Raw genomic sequence first — 26,110 nt, forward strand, 5'->3', positions numbered from 1 at the left:
GGGGGGGGGGGGGGGGGGGGCGCCGCGGGGGGGGGGGGGGGGCCGCCGGCCCGACGCCTGGCCGCACACCCTGGTCCTGGCCGCGCAGGCGCCGGGGGCTGCTCGCGCCGCACACGCCGTATGCCCGGAGGCAGGCCCGACGAACGCCCGGCGTGGGCCCAAGCCGACGTCCGGCCTCGGCGGCGGCAGGGACGGTTCGGTCGGCGGCCGGTGGCACCAGGGTGGGAGCAGCGGCAGTCATAGTCCTCGCGGATGCGACAAGGCTTGCCGGGCTGCCCAGGCGATTTCGTCGGTCAGCGCTGCGCCGGGCGCGGCTAACGGCATGCCGGGAACTGCGGTGGTCGCGAGCAGGTGAGCTGTCGCGGCCAGGACAGTTTGTAGACGCGCGGACCGTTCGCTCAGAGCAATGAGCAGGCCCGGTAGGACAGGGAGGGCGTCGGCGAGAGCCGGCAGTCTGATGACCAGGGGACCGTCGTGGCCTTCGGATCGGGGGTGCGGCGCTGGTGCTGCGCGCAGATCGAGCAGGACAGCGGCGTCCTGGGTCACCTGCTCCAAGGGGACAGCCGGCGCGTCGGCTTGTCGCCAGAACACCATGTTGCGGATGCCGATGGCGGTCAGCAGGGCGCCGATGGCGGGCAGTTCGTCGCTGTCGGCGACCACCACTGCGCTTCGATCAATCGCCCATTTCCTCCGATGCAATTCCGTCAGGAGGTGGGCTGCCGCCACGACGGCGCGGAGATCGTCGTCGGTGACGACAACGTGCCCTGTGTGTTCGAGGGCCTGACGGACTCGCCAGGCCTGGTCGGCTTCGGTGTGTACGAGGTAGAAGGCGGACACATCGCCGCGTACCGCGCCGAGAGTATGGGCGGACGCGACGAGGTCACCGGTGTTGAGCTGCGCCGTCGACGTGTCGAATCCGAGATCCTCGAGCCGGTGGGCTTGAACGGCCAGCACGGCGCTCAGTTCGGATCCCCGGGGCAGGCGACTGCCGTCGCTGACCACCAGGATCCGCCGGGAAGGCCGCCGGCTTTCCTGCCTCACGCCGTCAGGCCTCGCTGTGCGACACAAGTCACTGTGCCCTCGGCCAGCCGGTAGGACAGACCGACGACCGCACAGCGGCCCGCGGACACCGCGTCGGCGAGCAGGACGGAGCGCCCGACGAGTGCTGCGACGGTGCGGCGGATGTGTTCGTCGACGAAGTCGTCGACTTCGGTGAGTCCTTGCGAGCGCCCGGCGAGCACGCTGGGCATCACGCGTTCGACGACGTCTCCGATGTAGCCGGGCGGGGCGACGCCTCCCCGTTCGGCGTCACTGGCGGCGGTGACAGCGCCACAGGAGTCGTGACCGAGGACGACGACCAGTGGTGCGCCGAGCACGGTGACCCCGTACTCGATGCTGCCGAGGACTTCGGCGCCGGCCACATGCCCGGCGGTGCGTACGACGAACAGGTCGCCCAGCCCCCGGTCGAAGATGATTTCGGCGGCGAGACGGGAGTCGGAGCAGCCGAAGAGCACCGCGAACGGGCGCTGTCCGGGTGCTGACTCCGCCCGGCGGTCGGCGTCCTGGTTGGGGTGCAATCGTTCACCGCGGACGAAGCGGGTGTTGCCTTCGAGGAGCACGGTGTACGCGTGGGCGGGGGAGGACGGACTGAGATTGGCCACGCGGCCAAGCTACCCGGCGGCGCGTCCGCGGGCACGCGGCGGATGGCCATGACCCGACAGCCGGGACCATCGTCTTCTCGGCCGGTGACCACCTGCGCCCACAGCAGGGTGGGCCGGTGACCGGGACGGGCCGCTGTGTGATTCTGGGTCTGCGGGTCGACGCCGCGCACGATCCGGGCCGGGTCGCGGCCACATGGGGTTCGCGACCACCACCGAACGCGTCACCGTCAGGCCACAGCACGGCACCGGCCCGGCCACGCACCAGCCGCAGCAGGAGCTGGTGCTGGTGCTGGTGCTGGGGGCAGTCGTATTCGGCGTGGTGGTCACGCTCGAAGACCGCGTGCGCCGCGCCGGGCAGCACCCGCCGCAGCAGGCCGGCCGCCCGTCCCGCGCTCAGCGCCGCGAAGGTCTTAGCTTCAGCGGGTAGCAGACTCTCATGGCACGAGGGAGTCGTCGCAGACCGATGCGCTGTCAGCAAAGGGAAGTGCTCGCACGTCGCGACACCCTCCGGGTCCGAGACTTACGGGTATTCACCGATATTCTTCGGCGCGGCGTCGTTTTTAGGCTTCGGCTATGAGACCGACGGCTCTCCTCGCGCCCCTGTTTCTGCTGGCGTACGGCATCGCGCGCTGGATCGACGGCTGGGACGGCGACCGGCACAATGGGCCGGCGTGGGACGTCGGCCACGTCGCCTTCTTCATCGGCATGGCCCTGTTCGGCATCCTGGCGGTGCAGCTGCGCGGAATTGTGCCGGCGCGGCGCCGCGGGGTCGCCACGGCGGCGGCCATTGCAGCGATTATCGGCGTAGCGTCCTTCCTCTGGGTGATCGCGGGCGACCTGTACGGCGACTTCCCGCCGCTGGCCGAATGGCTCGAGATGACGGGGCCGGCGCTGTTCGGGCTGGGCCTGCTGTCATTGCTGGGCCTGCTCGTGGCGGCCGGACGGGTGCCACTGTGGAGCCCGGTGCTGTTCCTGGCCGGCTATGTGTCGATCAGCGTACGGCTGGACCTGCTGCCGTATGCGGCGGCGACGATCCTGGTGGCCTGCCTGCCGCTGGCTCTGCCATCACGAGAGCCGGCCCCAGTGTGAGGCGATGCGCTGGGCGGGGACTTGACCATGGCGGTCGCGTGTTGTGCTGCGTCTTCTAGCGACCGGTCCTCGATCGATAACCGTACCGTCAGGGGTGCTGAGGGCATCTCGGTGAGCCAGCCAGCGTCGTTCGTTACGTGTGACAAGAGGCCGAGCAGTGCCACCAGATTGGTCGCTGCGACCGCGGGGGCCACCTGCACTTCGCGCGAGTAGCCGCACCGGCGAGTCGGTGTTGAGCAGGCAAGCGATTTATCAGACCGGTGGGGCGATGCCGGTCACCAGGTGAGGTCTTTTCGTACGGCCTCGGCCATCGCCCGGTGACCTTGTGCCCGCGGGTGCAAGGAGCCTTTATAGATGCGGTCCAGGGCTGCCCGGACGCTCGCGATGTTGTCTTTGCGGATTTCGTTGGCCAGGTTCGGCAGAGCGCGGGGACTGATCTGGATGTCGTTGGTCCACGGATCCGGACGGCCCTTGTCGCCGCACCCGACCGTGTGGCCGGAATAGCCGCCGAACGCGGGCACGGTATCAATCGCCCGCAAGCGGGGACTGCCGACCTCGCGTACTGCCTCGATGATGGCCGTGTTGGCTGGGTCGGATGGTCGGTTGCATGGTCGGCTACCCGTCGACGCCTCCGCTGTACCCGGGCCATCCCGTTCACCGCTGATCCGCCGTAACCCCGGTTCGACCGGGTGGTTCCCGCACCTACCGCCCCGGCCACTGCGGCTGACCGTGGCGCCAACTGTTCCTCGGCTCCCCATTTCTTGGAGAGCTGATCGCGCGGAGCTGCGCGGCGGTCGATGTCAAGACAGACGTGCAGTTCCCGGTGACATGGCAAGCGCTGGGAAGGATGTCATCCGTTCGTGATGAGCACTGCTGTGTCATGCCTGCTGGAACAACGGGGCGTTGACCAAGTTGAGGTCTGAATGCCTGCCCTGTCGATACGGTGGTGATCAGTCGCATCGGGCCTGTTCGTGACGTTGCAGGTGACTGACAGCTGGTGGGAAATCTGATGGAGCTGGATGACGTTTTAGTCGTCAAGATGCGCGAGGCAGTCGCTGATCTGGTCACCAGCGGGGCGAGCAGATTGCGGACCGCGACCCCTCCGGCGTTGGTGGGGATGTTGTCTGCTGCAGCGTTGGCCCCGGTGATCGTGTCGAGTCCGGTCATTGCTGCGGCGGTCGGGGCAACTCCGGCAGCGGCCGGTGCGGCTCCGGTACTGGTTGCCGGTGTGCTCGGCTCGGTCGGAGCGAATGTGCTGACCGAGGTCATCCGGAATGCCATTGCCCGGCTACGGCCAGCGGACAAGGGTGCGCCGGCGCTGGACAGAGTGCAGGACGCGCTCGCGCAGCGGATCGAGGCGGCGTTCCGGGCCGACAACCCCGCTGACCAAGATCTGCGCAGTGAGGTCGTCGCCGTGTTTCAGGCAGTTGACCTCGCGGGGACGGCGTTACAGGCCGCCGCCGGCGTCGAGGGGAAGGATCTGGTCCCTGCCATGGTCGGCGCTTTCACCGAGTTGACGGTGCTGTTCGGAGAGTTCGCGTTCGTCCTGACCGGGATGCGGTTGAGCTTGCAAAGTGTGCATCAGGACCTGCGGCTGGAGGTGGCACGCCAGAGCGTCGACCGGGAACGAGCTCGTGAAGCGGAGGCCGACATCCGCCGGCTCGTGGACATGCTCCGCGACCTGTCCTCGGTGCCGACGATGGCGGGCAGCGATGACGGTAGTGGTCCGCGTCCGCGTCCGCGCTGGCATGGCTGCCCCTACCTGGGTTTGTTGCCGTTCGAGGAGCGCCACGCCACGGTGTTCTTCGGTCGCCGTGCGGCGACGGCGCGGTTGCTGGAACGACTGGGCGAACAGCTTACGAGTGGCGGGTTGCTACTGGTGCTGGGGCCATCCGGGGCGGGCAAGTCATCGTTGCTGCGGGCGGGGCTTGTCGCGGCTCTGGCCGATGACCGGCTCGTGCCTGGGTGCCGGACGTGGCCGCGGCGGATCCTGACTCCTGGCTCGGATCCGGTGCGGCAACTGGCCACCCACCTGGCCGACTTGGCGGGTGTGGACGCGATCGGCGTACACGAAAGCTTGACCAGCTACCCGGAGAAGGCTCACTTGATCGCCGCGCAGGCCCTGACCCGGTACTCATCGTCACGTGACGGTGATGAAAGTCCGCGGCTAGTACTGATCATCGATCAGCTCGAGGAACTGTTCACCCTTGCCCAGAACGCGGTTCAGCAGAGTGTCTTCCTGTCCGCGCTGCATGCTATGGCCTCTACTCCGGCGCTGCGGCAGGGGCAGGCAGCAGCGTTGGTGGTGGCGGGAATCCGCGGCGACTTCCTCGATCAGGCGGCAACGTTCACGTCGGTGAGCAGCGCGATCGAAGGCGGCCCGTTCACCGTGGGCCCGATGAGCGAGTCCGACCTGAGAGAGGTAATCACGGGCCCGGCCGCCGCAGTCGGCGTGCAGGTTCGGGCGGAACTCGTACAGACAATCCTCGACGACCTACGGGATCGCAACCTGCCGGTGGGTTTTGATAGCGGGACGCTGCCGCTGCTGTCGCAGCTGCTCTTCGTCATGTGGCAGGCCGACCCGGCACACCGGTTGACGGTCGAGCACTACCGTCGCACCGGCGGGGTCGCGACCATCGTGCATACCAGCGCCGAGCGCGTCTACCATGCTCTGAGCGATGATCATCGCGCCGTGGCCCGTCGGGTGTTCGTGCACCTGGCCGCCGCCGCAGACGGGCGCCTTACCCGCCGTCCTGCTACCTGGGCGGCGCTGCGGACCGCGGCCGGCTGCGACGACGGTGCCCTAGACACCGTGCTGGAGTACTTCACCGAGCAGCGGCTCATCACCCGTTCGGACAACGGTGTGGTCGACTTGGCGCACGAAGGAATCCTGCAGTCCTGGCACCGGCTACGCGACTGGCTTCAGCCCAGCATCGCCGACCAGGCGCTGCACCGGGCACTGATCGACGATGTCCACGCATGGCAAGAGCATCAGCGTGACACTTCCTACCTGTACCGCGGCGGACAACTTCTCGCCGTCCAGGATGCCGCTGACCGGTGGGCCCAGGACCAGCAGCAGCACCTTCAGGTCGATGGGGTGACCGCCGCCTTCCTGGCCGCCAGCCAGCACCGTGACCGCCGCAGGCGACGCATTACCCGAACCGTCGGGGCAACCATGGCGCTGTTACTGCTGGTTGCCATCGGCACAGCGGTTGTAGCGGTCAGGAACGCCGACCGTGCCGACCAGAACGCTGCTAGTGCTGATCACCAACACGCGCTCGCACTGTCGCGCCAGCTCACGGCGCAAAGTCGTGGCCTCCCCAGAGACCGGCGAGCAACAAGGCAACAGCTGGCGGCGGTTGCCTTCCACGTCGCTCGAACCAACGAGGCAGCCAAACAAGTAGCAGAGCTGATGACTCAGCGTCGCAGCACACTTCCCCACGCCGGCTCGGTGTGGTCAGTGGCGTTCAGCCCGGACGGCAAGCTGCTCGCCACCGCCGCTGCCACCGCCCGCCCCGGCGACGGCGAGACGGTGCAGCTGTGGAACCCTCTCACCGGCACACCGGTGGGCGCGCCCTTGGCCGACCGCGCCGGCCGGGTCTCGACGTTGGCGTTTAGCCCGGACGGCAAGATGCTCGCCACAGCCGGCGACTACGACGGGACAGTAAGTTTGTTGGACGCCACCACCGGCAGACTGGTCGTCCCGCTCCTGACCGGTCACACCGAGGCGGTGTCGGCGTTGGCGTTCAGCCCGGACGGCGAACTGCTCGCCACCGCCGGCGACGACAAGACGGTGCGACTGTGGAACCCCTCCACCGGTACACAGGTGGGCGCGCCGCTGACCGGCCACACCGGCCGGGTGTCGGCGTTGGCGTTCAGCCCGGACGGCGAACTGCTCGCCACCGCCGGCGACGACAAGACGGTGCGACTGTGGAACCCCTCCACAGGCGAACCAATCGGCGGGCCCTTGACCGGCCACACCGGCCAGGTGTCGGCGTTGGCGTTCAGCCCGGACGGCAAGATGCTCGCCACCGCCGGCGATCGGACGGTGCGGCGGTGGGAGGCCACTGGCAAACCGATCGGCGGGCCCTTGACCGGCCACACCGGCCGGGTATCGGCCTTGGCGTTCAGCCCGGACGGCGAAGTGCTTGCTACCGCCGGCGGCGACGACAAGACGGTGCGGCTGTGGGACCCCGCTAAGGGCACACTGGTGGGCGCCCCCTTGACCGGCCACACCGACTGGGTGTGGGAGATGGCGTTCAGCCCGGACGGCAGACTGCTCGCCACCGCCGGCCACGACCGGACGGTGCGGCTGTGGGACCCCTCCACCGGCGAACCAATCGGCGGCCCCTTGACCGGCCACACCAGCGCGGTGTCGGCGGTAGCGTTCAGCCCAGACGGCAGACTGCTCGCCGCCGCCGGCGACTACGGGGCAGTTTCGCTGTGGGATCCCACCACCCGTAGACGAACGGGCGCGCCGTTGACCGGCCACACCAGCGCGGTGTCGGCGGTAGCGTTCAGCCCGGACGGCAAACTGCTCGCCACCGCCGGCAACTTTGACGGGACCGCTCGCTTGTGGGACACCATGACCCGCAGACAGGTCGGCGCGCCCTTGACCGGCCACAGCGGCCGGGTGTTGACGGTTGCGTTCAGTCCGGATAGCAGACTGCTTGCCACCGCCGGCGACGACCGGACGGTGCGGCTGTGGGACACCACAACCCGTAGACAGGTCGGCGCGCCCCTGGCAGGTCATACCGGCCGGGTGTGGGAGATGGCGTTCAGCCCGGACGGCAGACTGCTCGCCACCGCCGCCGGCGGCACCAGCGAGGGCGACAGCGACGGCGCGACGGTACAGGTGTGGGACCCGACCACCGGCAGACAGGTAGGCGCACGTCTAACCAGCCATATCAGTCAGGGGTTGGCGATGGCGTTCAGCCCGGACGGCAAACTGCTCGCCACCACCAGAGGTGGCGAGGACGACGGAACGGTCCAGCTGTGGGACCCGATCACCCGCAGACAGGTGGGTGCACCTCTGACCAGCCACAGCGGCCCCGTGTCGGCGGTGGCTTTCAGCCCGGACGGCAAACTCCTCGCCACCAGTATCGGCGGCGATGAGACGGTGCACCTGTGGGACCTGACCACGCGCAGGCAGGTCGGCGCACCTCTGATCGGCCACACCGGCTACGTGTGGGCGGTGGCGTTCAGCCCGGACGGCAAACTGCTCGCCACCGCCGGCACCGACTGGACGGTGCGGCTGTGGGAGCCGGCCCTGTACGTCGATCCAGTCCGCAGCCTGTGTGAACAGACCGGTGAACTCACCCCCAGCGAGTGGAACACCTACGCGGAGGGCGAACCGTACGTGCCCGCGTGCCAATAGGCCGCAGGTAGGAAGCGACCCGGGTCGTCCCGGGTGGCCGTCGCGCCCCGGGGGCGTGACGACGCTGCGGTCAGCCTCGGCCAATCGTTGTCCAGCGGCAGGTAATGGCATCGGAACGGGTGGCCGGCAGTGCCCGAGGGCCGGTGTCGTCCACGTCGGATATGAGCTGGTTGTCGACGTCGGTCACGCCGCGGATCAGCGCGGTCACCCGGCCGGCTTCCAGGGCGGTCGTACGGCGCGCCGTTCGTCCTTCCCGCCTGTCGGACTCCGGACACATATCAAAGACACGAAGATCCGCCGGGTGTGAACCTCGGCGATCAGTGTTTCTGGGCCCGGTTTGTAGGTCAGCCGCAGGCCGATCCGGCTGTAGAGTTCCGCCCGGTCCCGGGGGTCAGCTTCGCTGAGCAGGCGCAATAGATCGTTGAAGGCGTCTGCGATCGCGTCGAGCTGATCGCTCCCCATCCGCAGCGAACGTCAATGACATTGGGGCCAACCCGCCACTTCTCGCAGCTTGACCCAATACCTCAAAGGTTCGTGGTCACGGCACTAGCGTTGGTCATGTGCGCCTCCCAGTCGTAGCGTACGAAGCAGTAGCCAGCGCCTTCGTCCGGGTTGCGTTCACCGACCCGCGTTTCGCGTACTTCCTTCTCTTTGATCGGCGATCATGCCGTGGTCCATTTCATTCGTATGGCCCCGGGCAACGTCACCACGACCGGCCGTCGCCTGCTGAGGGGGCTGGCGGATCATTTTCCCGATACCGGCGATCCTGTCACTCGAGCTGACGCACCCTGACGATATGAGGCAGGCGACGCGGCCACAAAGCGACCCGAAGCCCGATGTCGCAATGGCGGCATTCAGCGCGGACGAGCAGAAACGCCGGGCTCGACGGAGCCGATCCGGGGCAGCAATAGCACTCGCCTTGTGCCTCATAACTCTGTGGGCGGCACCCGCCACAGCGACCACTCCAGCAGCCTCCAACGGTAAGGCGTGCACCGTCATCGGCACCAGAGGCAACGACCGGCTCCGCGCCACCCACGCCCTGGACGTCGTCTGCGGCCTCGCTGGCAACGACACCCTCATCAGTGCCACCAGCACCGTCGTGCTCGACGGCGGTTCGGGCGTGGACGTGCTCATCGGAGCCGGGGGAGCGGACACGCTTATCGGTGGTTCCGGTAACGACACCCTGGCAGGAGGTGCGGGCAATGACGTGCTGGTCGGCGGGGCCGGCGGCGACCAGCTCAGTGGCGGGGCCGGCGCCGACACCGTCTCATACGTCGACCACACCCTCGCGGTCACCGTGACCTTGTCCGGCAAGGCCGGCGCAGGCAGCACGGGTGAGAACGACCGGATCGGCGCTGGTGTTGAGAACCTTGTCGGCGGCGCCGGTAGTGACATTCTGCTGGGCTCGGTATCGGTGAACATCATCGTCGGGGGAGCTGGCAACGACACTCTCAGCGGCGGCGCCGGCGGCGATACGTTGAGTGGCGGCGCTGGCGACGACGCGGCCGACGGTGGCGCGGGGAACGACAAACTGGCTGGCGGCGAAGGCAACGACAAACTTGCCGGCGGACTCGGCAACGACGTCCTCGCCGGCGGCGCTGGCGCCGATGTCCTCAGCGGCGGCGCCGGGAACGACGTGCTGGCCGGGGGTATCGGCAACGATCGCCTCGTAGGGGGTGCTGGCACCGACACGGTGACCGGGGGAGACGAGGAAGACATCTGTGACGATGCGCAGGCTGCACCGACAGGTGCATGCACCGCTCTAGATCCGGCAGTGACACCTAGCCCGGCAGTAACGCCGACCGTGCAGCCCACGCCAAGCCGCGGACCCGCGGGCCAGCCGACAGACGTACCGGCGCCCACGACCGAGCCCGCCCCAATTCCGGCACCGACGTCTAGCCAGACTGTCCACCCGATCCCCGTCGTGACGCAGGCACCTACGTCCGTTGTTGTGCCCACCCCGAGCACGGAACCCCCGATCGGGCCCTCAGCGAGCGTCGAGCCCTCGCCAAGCATCGCGGATACGCCGAGCACGGAACCCCCGATCGGGCCCTTACCGAGCGTCGAGCCCTCGCCAAGCATCGCGCCTACGCCGAGCACGGAACCCGCGATCCAGCCCTCGCCGGAGCCAACGCTCCCAGCGCCACCCGCCGCCCCCACTGCACTGACCGCCACCGCCGGCGATGGCACCGTCGATTTGACCTGGAGCGCATCGCCCGGCGCAACAACCCATCGAGTGTTCCGAGGCGGCATCCAGGTCGCCACCACGAGCCTGTCCGCGTTCACCGACACCGGTCTGATCAACGGCACGGCCTATACCTACACCGTCGAGGCCGCGGACGGCTTCGGGCAGCGATCCCTTGCATCCGGGCCGGTCGCCGCCACACCGATGCCTGCCGACACGACCCCACCCGCCATCGACATGCCCACCGTCGCCTGGACGAGCCCACTGACCATCAGTAACACCACCGACCAGACGGTGACGATGACAATGCGGGCCACCGACGTCGGCACGGGGGTGGCTGCGGTACGCGCGGCGTTGCGCAGCCCCGACCGCACCCTCACCGTTCTGGTAGCACTGACGAGCGCGCGCCGGCTGTCCGGCGGCGACAACGACGGCGCTTGGGAAGTCACCGGCATTTTGCCAAAGAGCTCCGCCGGCGGCACGTGGCAACTTGCGCAGTTGCAAGTGACCGACCGCGTGGGCCTATCCACCCAGTACTCGATCGCCACGAATGGGTCAGCCACTTCTCCTGCGACATCGGGTACGGTGCCCCAGCCGAGCTTCCGCGTCACCGACGCGGGCTATGACATCATGACCGACGATTGCCCATTCGGGCGCTCCGATTCAACCTGCATCATTCGGGGAACCTCGGACCGCGAGCTTCCCGTGGCAAACCTGAACACGTTGTCGACGTCATGGTCCTACGGCCAGTCGGTCAGCAACGATCAGGACCGGACGGTGACGGTATCGGTGCAGCTCGGAGATGCGCACAGCGGCGTCGCTGAGGCAGTCGGCTACCTCACCGGTCCCGGCGGAGCGACCATCTCGCTGCCTGGGACTACCCCGCAACCGGTCTGGTTCCGCAGCAGCGGCTGGATCCTGACCGGCACGCTCCCCGCCGGTGCGGCACCCGGGCAATGGTGGGTGAGCGGTCTGCGGTTCACCGACGGGGTCGGACACACCCAGTTGATCACTTTGCTTCCCGACGGGTCCTACACCACCGCGGACGGGACTACCGCCGGGCAGCCGTTGATGAGGCCACTTACCGTTACGACCCCACCGATCGGCGGATGAGCCCTGGGCGTCGTGTATCAGGTGCCGTCGACCAGCCACATCGACGACACTGCGACTACCCCTCGACGAGACCGACGCCTGCGACTTAGAGGACGTCTGATTAACGTATTTTGTGGTGTTATGTGTTTTGGGGGTCATGCCAGGTTGGTGTGGTTTCGTCGGTGAGTCGTCGGGCGAGGTTGTCGATCATGGCGATGGTGATCATGGCTTCGGAGTTGGCGGGCCGGGTTTCGTAGTCGCGGGCGAGGCGGCGATGCTGCATGAGCCAACCAATCGTGCGTTCGACGACCCAGCGACGCTTGACCACGCTGAACCCTTTGACCTGGGAGTCTTTGGTGACGACTTCGACGTCGATGCCAAGTGTGGCGCCGTGTTCGACAGTTTTGACCTTGAATCCAGCATCGACCCAGGTCTTGGCCAGGGTCGGGTGGATCGTGGCGGCCTGGCCGAGTAAGTCGTTGCCTATCGCGTTGTCGCTGACGCTGGCGGCGGTGACGATCACGGCGAGCAGCAGGCCGAGGGTGTCGGTGATGATGCCGCGTTTGCGGCCCACGATCTTCTTGCCGGCGTCGATGCCCTGTGTCTCGGCGGGCACGTTGGTGGATGTCTTCACGCTCTGTGTGTCCATGATCGATGCGGTCGGTTCGACGGTTCGGCCGTGGTGGTCGCGGACGAGTCCGGTGAGTCGATAGTTGAGTTCGGTGAAGATCCCTTCCTTGCTCCATAACGCGAAATAGCCATAGACCGTCGCGTGTGGAGGGAAGTCGTGAGGCAGGTAACGCCAGGCGATACCGGTGCGGTTGACGTACAGAATCGCGTTGAAGATCTCGCGCAGGTCGTGGGTGGGGGTGCGGCCCTTGACGCCGATGTTGGTGCGGGCGTCGGTGCGGGCCTGGCGCCAGGCGGTCAGCCGGGGTGCGATCAAGGCCCAGCGGGCGTCGGACAGGTCGGACGGGTACGCGCGGCGGTCGGTCATTCTCCCGGCATATGGTGATGCCAGGCTGTCCTGAGGACGCTGAGTCCGTCGATTACGGGCCGAAAGTCAATCAAACACGATCGAGTTACCAAACCCCGCAGATCATGGCAAATGCGAAGCGGTTGATAAGGCGCGATTCGACTGGACGCAAGGCTGGGGCTACTCGACCACTGCCTTCGACTCAGTCATAAGGCCATCAATGCTAATGAAACGTCCAGTTATAGGGCGTTTTGGTGCGGGATGCTATAAAAAGGGACTCAAGTCCCCTCCGGACACTGATCTTGGTGGAATCCCACCAAGGCTCGGCGCAGGCGGGACGCGGCCCCTTGGTGGCACCCGCTCGCCGTAACTGCGGCGTTCAGGCCTGCCAGCCGATCTGACTTTTCGGCCGTCGCCTCAGAGGCCTGTCCCGAGTGCCGATGGTGACGGGTATGGACGGGTGGTCCCGTCGGATTCCCGTGGCCGCCTCGAGCCCGCGGTTGAGGCGCTGATCCCGCCCGCGCGTCACCGGTCCCGGCCGATTATCCGGTTACTCACGCCCGTCGTGCGGGCCCTGCCGCCGCCGGCCCGCGGTGCCCAGCCCGGCGCGGGCGGTGTGGCACCTTGGCCTGGTGCCGCTGCGCGCCTATGCGCTATGCATTGTGCTGGGTATGGTCGCCGCGACCGCGGTAACCGACCTCAGACTGCGCCGTCGCGGCGCGCCGCCGTACGCGGTGCTCGACGTCATGCCGTGGGCGTGCCATGCGGCATCGCCGCGGCGAGGACTCCGGCGATTCAGCAGCAGCGGCTCATGACGGAGGGAGGCATGCAGCCGGACGCACGCTCACGACCGCGAGTCCTGATCATCGGCGCGCAGGAGACCGACGTCGGTTATCTCAACGACCCGGACATCGTGGTCGATCTTCTCGCCGACAGCCGCCACAGGGATTCCACAACAGTCGGCGGTGAGACTCCCTTCAGCTCGTTCGTCACTCGATCAAGGGAGTTGCAGGTATGAACCGTCGCCGCGTTCCAGCTTTGCTCGCCGCGCTCGTCGTCGCGGTCTCGGCCGCCCTCGCGCCGGCCGGAGCCGCCCAGGCCGCCGCCCGACCGGACAGCTACATCTTCAACAACAGTTCGGTCGGCATCGGCGTCTGGCACGACGACGACACGACGTCCGTCTGGCCCGCCGTCCTGCCCGCCTACAGCAACACCTGGGACGAGTTCGGCTGGGACCACTCGCAGAAGTTCTACATCGGCGTCGGATACTGCGCGAACCTCTACCGCCGGCCGGCCGGGAACGGTGGAGCCTGGTCGTTCTTGAAGGCCATTCCGGGTCACACCTGGCAGCGCGTCACGTTCAACTACGACTACCAGGTTCAGGTCCGCCGCGAGCCCACCACCGCCTGCTGACGACCCCGTCAAGCCGATACGACGGCCGGCCGGGACTGTGCAGTCCGGGCCGGTCGCGGCGACCGAGGCCGGCAAGGCGCGCACCGCGGACGGACGTGTCGGCCGGCCCGCCGTTGGCCGATCAGGACAGAGCCCGGTAGGCGATCCGGCCCGGCGGCACCCACGGCAACGTCCGCGGGTCGGAGACGGCGAAGCCCAGGCCTCACCGAACGAACAGGCCGTTGACGAGGTCGACGCCCTCCGTCCGGACGTCGAGATTCGAGGCCGCCGTGCCCTCGTGGAGAAGCCGGCCGGTGCCGGTTCTGCCGTCCCGGGCCAGAGGCGAGAGGATCGTGGCGACGCCGCGGGCGTTGCTGTGGCCGTTCGCCGCCCCGATCTCCGTACCGCGCCAGCTCGCCGTGTTGGCGTCGTCGGCCGAGAAAGGTGGGACCGGTGAAGGTTCTGGCCGCCGGGCCGGCGGGGTCGGCTTCACCCGGCGGGAACGGCGGCGGAGCGCTCATATCGGCGATCCGGTGCAGGTCCCGGGGGCGGCGCCCAGCTGGAAGCCGGCGCCGGGACGCGCGCGAGCTGTGGGCGGACTGCGGCCGGATCATGCGGCCCGGCCGACGCCTACCGGACGGGACGGCGCTGTCTCAGAGGTGTGCGCCGAAGAAGGCGGAGCCGTGCTGCCGCTGCGGCCGGAGCCGTGCTGCCGCTGCGGCCGGGACAAGCGGGTCAACGCGCGAACACCGGACGGGTGGGCCCAGGGCGGGACCGGCGGATCAATGTCCGATCGCTCTTCAAGGTCAACGTGCGCTCAGGTAAGAGCGCGTAGCTCCTCAGTGCGGGCACCGGTCAACAGGGAGAGCCTGACATATGCGTGCAGGGTGCCGTGCTTCCGGTCGACGCCGTTGGCAGTGAGGTCGCGGAGTTCCGGGCACCGAGGTCCGGCGCGATATGGATGCGTGACAACACGGTGTAGTCGTGGTTGGTCTCGGGTGGTGGATCGGGTACGCCCACTTCCTCGCCGAGTTGTTCGCCAAGCCGGCGCCGGGCGCACGGACGGCCGATGCATCTGGCCAGGACGGGTTGACTTCGGTCGGCCCCCCGGCCGCGACGACAACCATTACAGTCGCAGTCGTGAGCGCAGACCAGGGTCTTGTCCGGGTGTCCGATGCGTTCGGCGTACGCCGTGCCCGAACCGGATCGATACTCGCCGATGACGGGACGATCTATCACGTCAAATGGGATGACACCGATGAGGAAGAGCGCGTCCCACGAGCCGCCGACGTTCACGTCGCGACGAGGGGTTCGCTGCGTTTCCTGGCGCTGTCCGACTCCCGGCTGTTCCACGCCGTCTTCGCCCAAGAGCCCCTCGCGGTGGTTCTCCACCTGCTGGCCGAGTCGACGGTCCCGCTAAAAGTGCGAGAGATCCGGGAGCGTCTGGCCGAGCTCGGGCTCCGGAACGAGACGTGGGCCCGGCACTGGCCCCGCGCGCTGGCGGTTCTGCCCAAGTGGCCAAATGTTGTCCGACGGCAGAAGGGCGACACCCTGGCCTACGCCTGGGTAGGCGACGACCTTCCCGATCTTCCGTCGGACGCCGAGTCCGAGCCGGAACCGGAGCGGGCTACCCCCGCGCCTGCGTCGAAGCCCGCTCCTGGGCCCGCCAAGCCGGTCGCGGCGGCCGCGACACCGGCTGAACCGGCGGTGCCGTCCGCCGAGCGCCTCCGGCGCCAGATGACCGCCGCGCGGAGCCTCAGCGAGGTCGCGCGGCTGCTCACGCTCCCGAGAGAGTTCGTAGCTGAGTTGTCACCGGAAGTGGTCGCCTCCGCGCTCCGCCGGGTCGCCGCCGAGGATCGGCTGGTCATGGGCTGGCTCGACGCCCTGACCGCCTCCGGGCCGATCGGTGCGCTGACCGAGGAACTGGCGACCGCCCGGGCGGCGAACGCTGCACTCCAGAGCCGGGTCGACGAGCTGGAGGAGTGGTGGACGGCCCTCGAGCAGAGCACAGATCCGGGCGCCGCAATCCGTCAGCCGGGTAGCTGACAAGATTCCGATGCGCCGGCTCGGGAGTGCGCAGGCTGCCTGGACGTGCAGGCCCCTTTCCCGGCATCTCTGCTGGCTGCCGCAGCCCGGCCGACCCCCTACGACGCACCGGGCGCGGCCGGCGGCCCAGACTTGATGACGGAACCGGACCGGTTCCGCGAGACATTTGCGCCGATGTCCCGGCTCTCGGTCAGCCGCGTCGGCAACGATAGGTGACGGGCGTGCCGGACTGGATCGGCGACGGTTCGAGGATGTTGACGGTGGCGGTCTCCGAGGTCGAACCGACGCCGCTGAACGTCCATTTCAGGATGAGAGTGGCGACGCCCTGCCCCCGGCCGACCTGCTCGGTGAGGACGGCTCCCGGCGGCGCGTCCGAGCGGAACCACTGATAGCGGATCGCGCCACTTCTGCCGTTGGTGCGAACGGTGGCGATCACGTCGATGGTGACGTCACAGCGGCTTCCGGCCGGCTGGGGCACGGCCACCGTGACGCCTTCTATCTCCAGGGGGCTGAGCCGTTGCCAGATGTACAGGCCGGCGACTCCGATCAGGACGAGCGTCAGCAGGCTGGAGAGAACCGACACCAGCCGGCGCCACACCGGGCGCGGACGGCCTACGGGGGTGGCAGCCGGCCAGCCGGGGGCGGCCACCGGGGCAATCGGCACGCCGGGTCCGAAGCGCATCTCGCCATCGGCGCGTACGGTCGGCGCCGGCGCGTCCCGGTGCACGGCCTGAGCAGCCGGGCCGGCTTGCGTAGCGGGGTTCGACCCGGGCCGGTGCACCGCCGGTTGCGTACCCGGCAGGTGCACGGTCGGGTTCAATCCCGGCCGGTTCTGCGCGCTGATGGCGGCGGTCACGTCGGGATCGTGGCCGAAGTACACAGTGGGGGCGGGACGGTCGATGGTTGCCCACGGGTCGGCGGGCGGCGGCATCGCCCGGCCGCCGGCGGGTTCCTCCGGCCGGGTCACGCTCGCCGTCCCCGCGTGGGCCTGCGCTTCTGTGCAGCCAGCACAACTTGCTCCTAACCGGGGGTGCACGTGTTGTCGAGAGCCACGGTGGCCGGTGACGCCGACCGGGCAGTGTTGCCGGCGGCGTCGAGGGCCACGACGGCGATCGTCGTGCGGGTGGCCACCCTCTGCATCGGCAAGGGGCCGAGCGTTCCCTGAAAGACGTTGCGCCCGGCCGATCTCATCGCCACGGTCGAGGTGGTGCCGCCGAGGGTGTAGCTGAAGCTGACTTTCAGCGCGGACGGGCCGCTCCGATCGTCGGTGACGGTGGCCGAGATCGTGCTCGTACGGACGCCGTACTGGCACTTCTCGCCCTCCAGCGACGACCGGCTGCTGCGTACGGCGCCGACCGTGGGGGCGGTCGTGTCGGCCCTCGGGGGCGCGGAGGTGCTGGTCGACGGCGTCGGCGTGGCACTGGGGGTGGGAGGAGGCGCGGGCACACCGGTCGGCGAGGCTGTCGCGGACGGACTGGGCGTGGCGCCCGGACTGGCGGGCAGCGCCGTCGCGGTCGGCGTCACCGAGCCGCTCGGGGTCGGCGAGACCGCCGCGACCGCCGAGGCGGTCGGGGGAGTCGCGCTGGACGGTCCGGCCCCGGCCGGTTCGAAGACGGCCGAGTTCGCCCGGGCTTCCGCACCGGCCGGGGAGTCGGCGGCGGCGTAGCGGTACCCCGCCCCGCCGATCAGCAGGGCCACGACAACGGCACTTCCCGCCAGTGCGACCCCCTTGCGGCCCCGCAGATAACCACCGGGCCCAGTCCCGACCGTCGTCGAGGCCAGACTGGTGGCACCCTCGCTGCCGTCGGGGAACGGCCACAGCAGGGCGAGCAGGGCGGCCCGGCGCGCCAGCTCGCGCAGCCCACGATCTTCCCAGGCCGGCCCGTACGCGGTGCCGGCCACCTGTTCCAACCGCTCGAGGAAGTCCCGGGCGTGCGGGGGGCGGTCGGCGGGCTGCTTGGCCAAACCGAGCCGGAGCAGGTCGTGCACCGGCGCCGGGGCCGGGACGGTAGGGATGGGTGCGTGGGCGTGCTGCTCGTACAGGACGAACAGGCTCGGCCCATCGTACGGCGGCTTCCCGGTCAGGCACTCGAAGAAGGTGGCGGTGGCGGCGTAGATGTCGCAGGCCGGCGTCGGCGGGACGCCCGTCCACTGCTCGGGCGCCATGTAGCGAGGCGTGCCGGAGACGACGGTGTCGGAACCCTGCCCGACCGGGGCCGCGATGCCGAAGTCGGCCAGCTTGCTCCGGCCCTCCCCAGTGACCAGCACATTTTCGGGCTTGTAGTCGCGGTGCACAACGCCGTGGGCGTGCGCCGCGCCCAGCCCGGCGAGGGAGCCCTTCAACAGGCAGAGCGCCGCCTCGGGGGTGGTCGGGCCGTGCTCGCGCAGCATCTGCCGCAGCGACACCCCGTTGACCAGCTCCATCACGATCGCCGCGCCGTCGGCGGATTCGACGTATTCATAAAGCCGGGAGACGTTCGGGTCGTCGATCTCCCCGAGCAGCCGCGCCTCCCGCCGGAAGGCCGCCCGGAACGATGGGTCTTCCCCGAGCCCGCGTACCAGATATTTGATGGCGACCGGGATGCCGGTCTCGTCGTGGATGGCGAGGACGACGCTGCCAGACGCACCGGCGCCGAGCGGCCGGACAGGCGTATAACCGGAGAGCTGCCAGCCGCTCATTCGAGGCACTCCACCATTGTTGGGGGCGGATGTCTGTCTCCGCCGCGCCGACCATTCTGGCCTGGCGAAAGAACCACTGAGGATCCGCGCAACGGCTACCTTCGTCGACCGGACGGGCCACCCCGACCGCTCAACCCGCCGAACCGGGGCAATCGGCCGCAGCAGGCGGACCCCCGCGTTGCGCAGGCCGATCCCCCAGCGCGTGATGCTGTGCCGTCCGGTCAGGCGGTGACCGGCAGCTCGGCGGTGACGTCCAGCTGTGATCGGCTGGCGCGCGCCTTGTAAGCGTGCACCACAGGGACGAACCGGCCGACCCGCCATACTCGGGTCGTGTTCATCGGCGGCCCGCCGGACGGCGTCGGCGGAGCACTATCGCCGCGGCGGTGCCCAGCGCGATGACCCCGGCCGCAGCGAAGAGCAGGACGACCGAGTTGCCCGTCCCCGAGGCCGGCTTGGCGGTCGCGGGTGGCACGGCGATGGGAGGCAGCGTCTCACCGCAGCGCTGGGTGCCGGACCGCCCCGGGGCGGTTGCCGCCGGCACGACCACCTCGGCCACGCAGTGCCCGATGCCCGGCATCGCGAGATCGATGGTGACCTGCCAGGTGCCGGGCTTCAGTGCGTCCTCGTACGCCACGGTGGAGCCGCTCGTTGTCCGGCGGAGCGCGGCGGGGCCCACCTGATTGCCGGCGGACGAGACCGCCACGAGCGTTCCGGCCACCGGCTCGGTGACCGGGTGGCCGTCCTCCCAGGCGACGTCCACCGACACGGCACCGTGTCCGTCGTCGTTGACAGTCAGGACCAGCCCGGCGTGCGCCTGGGCCGCGGCGGCCGTGCCGAGCAGCAGCACGATGGCTGCCGTCGGCACGACCGCCCCGAGGCGCCGGATCACAGCGGGTCGGCCGACCATGCCTGCTGCCGGGCGCCGGTCGGGTTCTGCAGGGCCAGCAGCGGTCGCCCGGCATAGGCGGTGTCCGCCACGCCGACGACCAGGCCGCCGCTGGTCAGGGACAGACCAGCCGCGGTGCGGGTCAGCTCGAATGCGGGCGCGCCGGCACACTCCTGCTGCACGAGCGGGCTGCCCGCGGCACGGCCCAGGGGAGCGACACACTTGCCGGTCGCCTTCGAGACGAGCTTGCCACCGTCGAGCCGCCACGCCTGGCTCGCTCCGCCGTCGCCGCCGAAGGTCACCAGCGGGGTACGGACCGCGCTGCGCGCCCCGTACAGGGCGGCCGACTCGCCGGTGAGCGCGTTCGTCAGCGAGAACCACGTCTCGACCGCGGGCACGGTCGCGGCCGGAGTCGTCACCGTCGCCTCGCCGGTGTGGTCCGCACCGCGGACGACGATCTTCATCCGGTACGTTCGCCCGGGCGCGAGCCCGGTGAGCGAGACGCTGGTGGAGCGGACCGTGCCGGCCGTGCGGCCGTCGACGACCACGCCGTACTGGCTGCCGCGGGCCGCCGCCGGCCAGCTGAGCCGGACCGAGCTGGTGGTCACGTCGACGACCGTGAGCTTCGCGGTGGCGCCGCTCGTCGGGGTCGGAGTGACCGTGCCGGTCGGACCGGGAGCAGGCGTCGTCGGGGTCGGGCCGGGCGAAGCCGTCGTGGTGGCCGTCGGGGTCGCGGTCGTCGTGGGCGACGGGCCCGCGGTGGGGGAGGCGCTACTGACCGTCGGCGACGGAACGGCGGTGGGTGCGCTGCTGGTCGTCGTGGGTGACGGCGTCGGCGTCGCACCACCGGGATCGCCGGCGATGAGGAACTCGTTGTTCGCCACGTTCCAGTGCGAGGCGAGATAGCTGCCCGGCTCCGGGTCGGTGCTGTAGTAGTCGTCGTGGTTGCAGTCGAACCGGTTCTCCAGGGCCCGGTTCGTGCAGACGATCTTCACGACTGTCTCCGGCGCGTCCTTGTAGCACATCACGTCGTAGTCGTCGACGCAGTGACCGACCTTGCTGGAGTTCGGCGCGCTGTTGCTGACCGCGCCCAGGTTGTGGCCGAGCTCGTGGGCCGCCACGCTCGCCGCCCAGCATCCGGTGTCGCTGCGGCCGTACGACGGACCGGTGTTGCTCCGGTTGCGGGCGGACGCCTGGTCGTCGCCGGCGAACGTGCCGATGCCGCAGTAGACATTCGACTCGCCGAAGATCATGTACTTGCGGTCGGTCCGGTTGAAGCCCAGTGTCCTGAGGGCGCTGATCGTCTTGCTGAAGTCGTCCAGCTGCCCGGCCGGCACCTCGACCTCCCGCACGTCGACCTGGCAGTCCGCGGTGGTCACGTACCGCAAATGACGTCGCCCGCCGGTGTCCTGCGCGCTGGCGTCGTAGATGGTGTCCACCCCGGCCGCCCAGGTGCGGAACGACGCCTCGTACGCGGCGAAGCGGCTCGCGGTGCCCGCCGCCCGGACATACAGCACCTGGACCCGCTTGCCGGTCTGCCCGTCACCGTCGCACACCACACTGTTCGTGGCGGCGGGCGTGGTCGTGCCGGCCGGCCCGGCCAGCGCGAACCCGTCAGCGCTGCGCAGCGGCGCCGTCCGCTTCGGCACCACGGGCTCGGGCCGCGCGGCGGCGACCGGGGCCACCCGCTTGGTCACCGACAGCCCGGGCGGAGCCTCGTCCGGGCCGTGCGAGCAACGGTCGGTGCCGACGACCTCGTACTCACCGGCGCACGGCGAGCCCTTGGCGCCTGGCTTGAGACCCCGGTGGACGAGGCCCTTACCGGGTTCGTCGGCGGCGACCGACGCGAGGGGCTCGGGATCGGCCACGGCGACCTTGCTGGTGTCTCGATGCGCCGCGCCGGGTAGCAGCCAGGCGCTGCCGAGAGCGGAAGGAACGCCGACGAGCCCGAGGGCGAGCGCACCGGACGCGATGAGCGCGATGCGGCGTACGGGCCGTCGACGGCGTGAGGAGGACATACGAGGCGAGACCTTCCGGTGGGGTGACGGCCACACCGTACGGGTCGACGTATCGACAAGTTCGGATATTTAGGAAAATCTAAGAAGGGCTTAACGCCGCCACCTTGCACCGCTTACCGCTCGGCCCGATCCGGGCCCAGCCGTGGTCACAGAGGCCGAGAGCACCAGCTCTGCAAGGGCCGTCGGCGCCCCCTGGTGCGGCGCGTATCGGAGTGTTCGGCCGGTTTGGGCGCGCGTGCTAGCGTCGCGCGCTGGCCAGATGATCTATATCGACGGTCGGCGCCATGGATACGTCGGGCCCGTCGAGCGGAGGTGCCCGATGCGCGACGACCCTACTGGCGCGGTTACCGACCGCCCCTCCAGCACGGCTCGGACGAAGTGACCACGGCGCTGCCCGCCTCTGGCGGTTCGGCAGAGGTGACCGCGAATGTCGCCCCGGCTGAGGTGACCGTTGTGACCTCCGCCGCCTCAAGGGGCGAGCCGACGGTCATCGTGGCTCAGCCAGCCACCATCGATGACGCCATCACGGCCCCGCCCATCACCGCGCCGCCCGGCGGAGTCACGGCCGGCGGCATCGCCCTGACCCGGCGGCAGCTGCTGATCGGGGCTTCCGGGCTGGCCGGCGCGGTGCTGGTGGCCGGTGCGATCGCCATCCGCTCCGCGACCGATGGGCCCGACGCCGCGGGACCCGCCCGGTCGGCGCCCGCCGGCGGAGCGGTCACCCGGCCACGCGCTCCGGGATCCGCGGCCGTCACCCCATCTTCGGCCCCGGTTCAGCACCGCGCGATCTCCACCCTCGAGGAGTACCGCAAGGCGACCGGGGCGGCCCCGTTCCCCGCCGACGCGATCGCGCTCACCATCGACGACGGCCCGCACCCGATCTGGACGCCGAAGATCCTGCGCTTGCTGGACAAGCACCATGTGCCGGCCATGTTCTGCATGATCGGCAATCAGGTGCTCGGCCACGAGGCCGTCGCGCAGATGGTCACCCGGGCCGGGCACCAGCTGGCCAACCATACGTGGAGCCATCCGACGAAGCTGGCCGGCAAGCCGGGATCGCTGGTACAGCGACAGATCCACAAGGCTCAAGTCAAAATCAGGAACACGACCGGGTACACCCCGAAACTGTTCCGCTCACCCGGCGGTGACTGGTCGCCTCAGCTGCTGCGCGAGGTGACTCGGGCCGGCCTCCTGCCTCTGGACTGGACCGTCGACCCACGCGACTGGTCCCGTCCCGGCGCCGACAAGGTACAACGCCGCATGCTGGCCGCCCGCCCGGGCCAGATCATCCTCTGCCATGACGGTGGCGGCGACCGTTCGCAGACCTACCACGCGCTCAGCGTCGTCATCCCCGCCCTCAAAGCGCGCGGTCTACGGTTCGTGGCGCTTTGAGCGCCAGCTCCAGATGTGCTCCCTCGGTGACGAGTCGGTCCGGTTCTCTTGCTCGAAATGAGCCGGCGGGAGCGGGCCGGCCATCCCCGTCGACTCGTGGACGGCCTGGGGTGGGGCGCCATACCGATTGCCGGGACGATCGGTATGGCGCCCGCCTCCTGTGACGCCGGGGCCGGGCCGGGGCGCTGACCGTACGGAGGGCAAGTGGTTGCCGGGCAGTCCGGCGAGCCGTGCTGGCCAGTTCCGAGCGGGAGCCGTCGATCCGGCGGTCAACCAGACGTTCGAGGCGCTGGCCGCCACCTGGACCACCGGGGGTGACCTGTGGCTGGGGGAGGAGTCCGGGCCGTACCTGGTCCGCACCGACCGCACCGGCAGGGTGCTGCAGGCACCCATCCCGCTGCCGGACGGCGGCAAGTCGCCGCAGTCGCCGGACCTGGCGCCGGGGGAGACCGCTACCGTGCCGGGCAGCCGCGGCTTCGAGGCGATGGCGACCAGCCAGGACGGGAAATGGTCAAGCGTCTGGTCGTCACGGACCTCGACGAGGCTGACGCCTCTGGGGTCCTTCCGCGGCGCACCGCCGTCGACCTGATGCGCATCGCCGACCCGGCCGGCGTGTCCACCCCGGCCCGCCCGAGCAGTACGGCGTCGCCCGCTGTTCTCGTTCCCGTTGCAGCCGTCGGGGCACACGCCGCACCGCCAGCGGGCGCATCAGGCCGGGAATGCCGTCGAAGAGGATTGCTTCATGGGTGCGGGCCCAGGACCGGCATGTCGGCCACGCGCGTACTGTTCTCCCAGGGCCACCGGCCGTATCGGTCGGGCCAAACGATCTGCAGTGCCCGCATCTCTGTGCCGGGGTAGAACAAGGCTGCCCCGGGCAGGTGCCGGTCCGGTTCGGTGATCGCGATGAACTGGACCGGATGTCCTTCCAGCACGTCGTCGGCGCGTTCCCCGGGCGTGAACCGTCGGCCCCCGATGATGTCGCGGGCGACCCGGTGCAGGGTGGGCCGGGCGATCTCCGGTGGCAACCCGAACATGATCAGTTCCGGGTGTCCCCGACCGGTGAGGCCGACGGTGTACCAGCATGTTTCCAAGGGCGTCGGTTGCGGCACCAACTGCAGGTGGACGCCGTCGCGGTCGATGATCTCGCCGATGGCGCGCAGTTCGGAATCTTGCTGCCCGGCCGTCATCGGCGGGCTCGCCGCAAAGCTCGGACCTGGCGCCGGTGTAGTACCGCGGCGCCGTACGCGGCACGCACCGCACTTGTCACACACTCGGGGCCGTCAGGTGTTCGCGATGGCTTCACAAAGCGGGCATACCCGGTCGGGGCGCGGCCACACCCGGCGGTCCGGCCGGCTGGCGTATCTCCCGCTACGTTGCGGTATGCGGATCGGGGTGCGGTCCGCCGTGCCGGTGTTGGATGCGCGCAGCATGGACTCGGGACGGGCGTTCTACACGCTGTCCGGCTACGCCAAGGCGCACATGCACGCGCCTGTCGGAAAGAGTGAAGCACTCAGGTGTGGCGCCGGTCGCCCGTCGGCCCGGTGCTGCCGCGAATGACGAACTCGTCCGGCGGCAGGTGGACGGCCGGTGGCCGCGCTCGTCCGATTATTTTCGCACTCAGAGCCCAACCTTTCTGTGGCTCGTTACGTCTGGGAGATCATGAAGTTCAGACGACGCCGGGATACTGACGAGTCCTTCAGCGCCTTCGTGGCGACTCGCTCGCATCGGCTGATCGCGCACGCCGAGTTGCTCTGCGGGCACCGCGAGCAGGCTCGGGACATCGTGCAAACCGTCCTCGTCCGGGCGTACCTGCGGTGGTCGCACATCGAACACGACGATCCCTACGGCTACGTCCAGCGATCCGTCACGAACGCAGTGACCGACTGGTGGCGTACTGGACACCAGCGCCACGAACGCCCGGTTGATGTCGTTCCCGACGTCCCGCGGGGCCAGGACAACGTGTTCGAAGATCGCCGGGCGTTGCTGTCGGCACTCGACCTTCTCACCGATCGTGAACGCGCCATCGTCGTGCTGCGCTACTTCGACGACCACACCGAGCGGGACGTGGCCAAGAACCTCGGCATCAGCGTCGGCACGGTCAAGTCGACCTGCCACACGGCGCTGCGCAAGATGCGTATCGCGCTCGACGAAGAGGTTCCCAGCCCGCGCGCCTTCCACGGCACCAAGGAGCAGTCATGACTCCCACCCCGGACGACCTGCGCCAGGCCATGAATGACCTGGCCCGCACCACCGACCCTCTCGATCCGGGTCCGATCCTGCAGTCCGGCCGGCGCCGCCGCACCCGACGGCGCCTCGCCGCCGCGGCCGGTGCCGCCGTCGCCCTGGTCACGGTGACCGGGGGGATCATCGGGCTGCGGCCCGGCGGCAACGCCCCGGTCGTCGTCAGTGACAGCCAGGCGATCCAGGACCTCGACAATTCGCTGTACGGCCTGAATTCGGGGAACTACGTGTTCACCCGCACCGGCGCCTACCTGCGAACCGACATCGTCCGCGCTCAGATCGACGCAGCCGACGGCTATGCGATCGAGTACGCCACCAAAATGTCTCTCATGCAGGCCGGAAACGCGACGTACCTGAAACCGGCCGGCGCGGGCACATATGCTGGGCCCGGTGTCCTGGACCAGATCAAGGACTCCGGGCTCCCGCAGGCCGAGGTCGACCGGTACGCGGCCAGCATCGCCCAACTGGACGGCACCCGCTGGCTACGCGTGGACCAGCGGCGTCTCACCAAGGCCGCCCAGGTCGAGGAACAGAGCTCCCTGGACTACATCGCGCCCGCCCCCACCGCGGACAAGCCGGACATCACCGGTGCCGACGCGCTGATCGGCGCGGTGACGACCGCAGAACGAACCGGTGACGCCATCACCGGCACCCTGGACGCCACCAAGGTCGACAGCGAGCTGCGCCTGGTCATCGACGATCCGGCGAGCTACTACGGCCCGTCGGCCACATCGATGAGGTACCAGGCCACGCTCGACGAGCAAGGCCGGTTGACCAGCTTCACGCTCAACCTCCCGGACACGCTCGCCTCCCAGGCCCCGGAGAGCCGGCCGGAGGCGCCGCTGATCATCACCGTCACCCAGTACGGCGGCGTCGAGGCGCCGCAGGCCCCGCCGCGCGCTGAGAGGACCACCGAACTGACCTACGACCTGCTGGCCCGCGACAACGACTGATCATCGGCGCGTACCAGAACGTCCACGTGGGTCATGCAAGCCGAGCCGGGCCGCCGCTGAGAGCGGCGACCCGGCCGGATCGGACGGTGTTGATGGCGAGCCGGTTGCCGGCGTAGTCCCACG

General features: G+C 69.5%; 22 protein-coding genes. 11 read left to right on the plus strand and 11 right to left on the minus strand.

What is annotated here, in order from left to right; genetic code table 11:
• Positions 1-237: 237 nt before the first annotated feature.
• On the minus strand, positions 238-1,041 hold the full coding sequence (locus ACZ3I4_RS45465) for a hypothetical protein (protein WP_465388394.1): 804 nt from the start codon (positions 1,039-1,041) through the stop codon (positions 238-240).
• Positions 1,038-1,661, minus strand: a complete 624-nt coding sequence (locus tag ACZ3I4_RS45470) for a carbonic anhydrase (RefSeq protein WP_465388395.1) — start codon at positions 1,659-1,661, stop codon at positions 1,038-1,040. The genes ACZ3I4_RS45465 and ACZ3I4_RS45470 overlap by 4 nt, the downstream gene beginning before the upstream one ends.
• A gap of 193 nt (positions 1,662-1,854) precedes the next feature.
• Between ACZ3I4_RS45470 and ACZ3I4_RS45475 the strand changes: the two genes are divergently transcribed.
• Both ACZ3I4_RS45475 and ACZ3I4_RS45480 read left to right on the plus strand, forming a co-directional pair.
• Positions 1,855-2,088, plus strand: coding sequence for a hypothetical protein (locus ACZ3I4_RS45475; RefSeq protein WP_465388396.1), 234 nt, complete (start codon positions 1,855-1,857; stop codon positions 2,086-2,088).
• Positions 2,089-2,234: 146 nt separating this feature from the next.
• Positions 2,235-2,750: a hypothetical protein gene (locus tag ACZ3I4_RS45480; RefSeq protein ID WP_465388397.1), complete on the plus strand. Its 516-nt coding sequence runs from the start codon at positions 2,235-2,237 to the stop codon at positions 2,748-2,750.
• A 275-nt stretch (positions 2,751-3,025) separates the two neighbouring features.
• Here the strand turns inward: ACZ3I4_RS45480 and ACZ3I4_RS45485 are convergent, their stop codons facing one another.
• A complete protein-coding gene (locus tag ACZ3I4_RS45485) occupies positions 3,026-3,271 on the minus strand; it encodes a hypothetical protein (RefSeq protein ID WP_465388398.1) in 246 nt (81 codons plus the stop codon).
• A 488-nt stretch (positions 3,272-3,759) separates the two neighbouring features.
• Here ACZ3I4_RS45485 and ACZ3I4_RS45490 point away from each other — a divergent pair, with 488 nt between their 5' ends.
• Positions 3,760-8,127, plus strand: coding sequence for an nSTAND1 domain-containing NTPase (locus ACZ3I4_RS45490; RefSeq protein WP_465388399.1), 4,368 nt, complete (start codon positions 3,760-3,762; stop codon positions 8,125-8,127).
• A gap of 70 nt (positions 8,128-8,197) precedes the next feature.
• On the opposite strand, the gene ACZ3I4_RS45495 is transcribed toward ACZ3I4_RS45490, so the two are convergent.
• Complete coding sequence (locus tag ACZ3I4_RS45495) at positions 8,198-8,335, minus strand: hypothetical protein (RefSeq protein ID WP_465388400.1); 138 nt, start codon at positions 8,333-8,335, stop codon at positions 8,198-8,200.
• A gap of 588 nt (positions 8,336-8,923) precedes the next feature.
• On the opposite strand from ACZ3I4_RS45495, the gene ACZ3I4_RS45500 reads away from it, so the two are divergent.
• Positions 8,924-11,425 carry a calcium-binding protein gene (locus tag ACZ3I4_RS45500; RefSeq protein ID WP_465388401.1) on the plus strand — a complete coding sequence of 834 codons (2,502 nt, stop codon included), beginning with the start codon at positions 8,924-8,926 and terminating at the stop codon, positions 11,423-11,425.
• A gap of 118 nt (positions 11,426-11,543) precedes the next feature.
• On the opposite strand, the gene ACZ3I4_RS45505 is transcribed toward ACZ3I4_RS45500, so the two are convergent.
• Entirely contained in the window at positions 11,544-12,401 is an 858-nt protein-coding gene (locus tag ACZ3I4_RS45505; RefSeq protein WP_465388402.1) for an IS5 family transposase, read from the minus strand.
• Between the two features lie 805 nt (positions 12,402-13,206).
• On the opposite strand from ACZ3I4_RS45505, the gene ACZ3I4_RS45510 reads away from it, so the two are divergent.
• The gene (locus ACZ3I4_RS45510) at positions 13,207-13,398 is read left to right on the plus strand and encodes a hypothetical protein (RefSeq protein ID WP_465388403.1); all 192 of its coding nucleotides are present in this window, start codon (positions 13,207-13,209) and stop codon (positions 13,396-13,398) included.
• Positions 13,395-13,793 (plus strand): hypothetical protein, encoded by a 399-nt coding sequence (locus ACZ3I4_RS45515; protein ID WP_465388404.1) that lies wholly within the window; start codon positions 13,395-13,397, stop codon positions 13,791-13,793. Before ACZ3I4_RS45510 ends, ACZ3I4_RS45515 begins: the two co-directional genes overlap by 4 nt.
• Before the next feature lie 202 nt (positions 13,794-13,995).
• Here ACZ3I4_RS45515 and ACZ3I4_RS45520 read toward each other — a convergent pair whose 3' ends face one another.
• A complete protein-coding gene (locus ACZ3I4_RS45520) occupies positions 13,996-14,265 on the minus strand; it encodes a hypothetical protein (RefSeq protein WP_465388405.1) in 270 nt (89 codons plus the stop codon).
• A 647-nt stretch (positions 14,266-14,912) separates the two neighbouring features.
• Between ACZ3I4_RS45520 and ACZ3I4_RS45525 the strand changes: the two genes are divergently transcribed.
• A complete protein-coding gene (locus ACZ3I4_RS45525; RefSeq protein WP_465388406.1) occupies positions 14,913-15,818 on the plus strand; it encodes a hypothetical protein in 906 nt (301 codons plus the stop codon).
• A gap of 190 nt (positions 15,819-16,008) precedes the next feature.
• Here ACZ3I4_RS45525 and ACZ3I4_RS45530 read toward each other — a convergent pair whose 3' ends face one another.
• From ACZ3I4_RS45530 to ACZ3I4_RS45545, 4 genes are all read right to left on the minus strand, one after another.
• The gene (locus ACZ3I4_RS45530; protein WP_465388407.1) at positions 16,009-16,785 is read right to left on the minus strand and encodes a hypothetical protein; all 777 of its coding nucleotides are present in this window, start codon (positions 16,783-16,785) and stop codon (positions 16,009-16,011) included.
• A gap of 53 nt (positions 16,786-16,838) precedes the next feature.
• Positions 16,839-18,497: a serine/threonine-protein kinase gene (locus tag ACZ3I4_RS45535; protein WP_465388506.1), complete on the minus strand. Its 1,659-nt coding sequence runs from the start codon at positions 18,495-18,497 to the stop codon at positions 16,839-16,841.
• Positions 18,498-18,831: 334 nt separating this feature from the next.
• Positions 18,832-19,362 (minus strand): hypothetical protein, encoded by a 531-nt coding sequence (locus ACZ3I4_RS45540; protein ID WP_465388408.1) that lies wholly within the window; start codon positions 19,360-19,362, stop codon positions 18,832-18,834.
• 20 nt (positions 19,363-19,382) lie between these two features.
• Positions 19,383-21,401: a fibronectin type III domain-containing protein gene (locus ACZ3I4_RS45545; protein ID WP_465388409.1), complete on the minus strand. Its 2,019-nt coding sequence runs from the start codon at positions 21,399-21,401 to the stop codon at positions 19,383-19,385.
• Positions 21,402-21,854: 453 nt separating this feature from the next.
• Here ACZ3I4_RS45545 and ACZ3I4_RS45550 point away from each other — a divergent pair, with 453 nt between their 5' ends.
• Both ACZ3I4_RS45550 and ACZ3I4_RS45555 read left to right on the plus strand, forming a co-directional pair.
• Positions 21,855-22,793, plus strand: a complete 939-nt coding sequence (locus ACZ3I4_RS45550; protein ID WP_465388410.1) for a polysaccharide deacetylase family protein — start codon at positions 21,855-21,857, stop codon at positions 22,791-22,793.
• A gap of 208 nt (positions 22,794-23,001) precedes the next feature.
• Positions 23,002-23,382: an esterase-like activity of phytase family protein gene (locus tag ACZ3I4_RS45555; RefSeq protein ID WP_465388411.1), complete on the plus strand. Its 381-nt coding sequence runs from the start codon at positions 23,002-23,004 to the stop codon at positions 23,380-23,382.
• Between the two features lie 151 nt (positions 23,383-23,533).
• Here the strand turns inward: ACZ3I4_RS45555 and ACZ3I4_RS45560 are convergent, their stop codons facing one another.
• Positions 23,534-23,980 (minus strand): DUF4262 domain-containing protein, encoded by a 447-nt coding sequence (locus ACZ3I4_RS45560; RefSeq protein ID WP_465388412.1) that lies wholly within the window; start codon positions 23,978-23,980, stop codon positions 23,534-23,536.
• 400 nt (positions 23,981-24,380) lie between these two features.
• Between ACZ3I4_RS45560 and ACZ3I4_RS45565 the strand changes: the two genes are divergently transcribed.
• The gene (locus tag ACZ3I4_RS45565; RefSeq protein WP_465388413.1) at positions 24,381-24,992 is read left to right on the plus strand and encodes a SigE family RNA polymerase sigma factor; all 612 of its coding nucleotides are present in this window, start codon (positions 24,381-24,383) and stop codon (positions 24,990-24,992) included.
• Positions 24,989-25,987, plus strand: a complete 999-nt coding sequence (locus tag ACZ3I4_RS45570) for a hypothetical protein (protein WP_465388414.1) — start codon at positions 24,989-24,991, stop codon at positions 25,985-25,987. Before ACZ3I4_RS45565 ends, ACZ3I4_RS45570 begins: the two co-directional genes overlap by 4 nt.
• Positions 25,988-26,110: the final 123 nt, after the last annotated feature.

This window comes from Actinoplanes sp. NPDC021490, assembly GCF_055562135.1.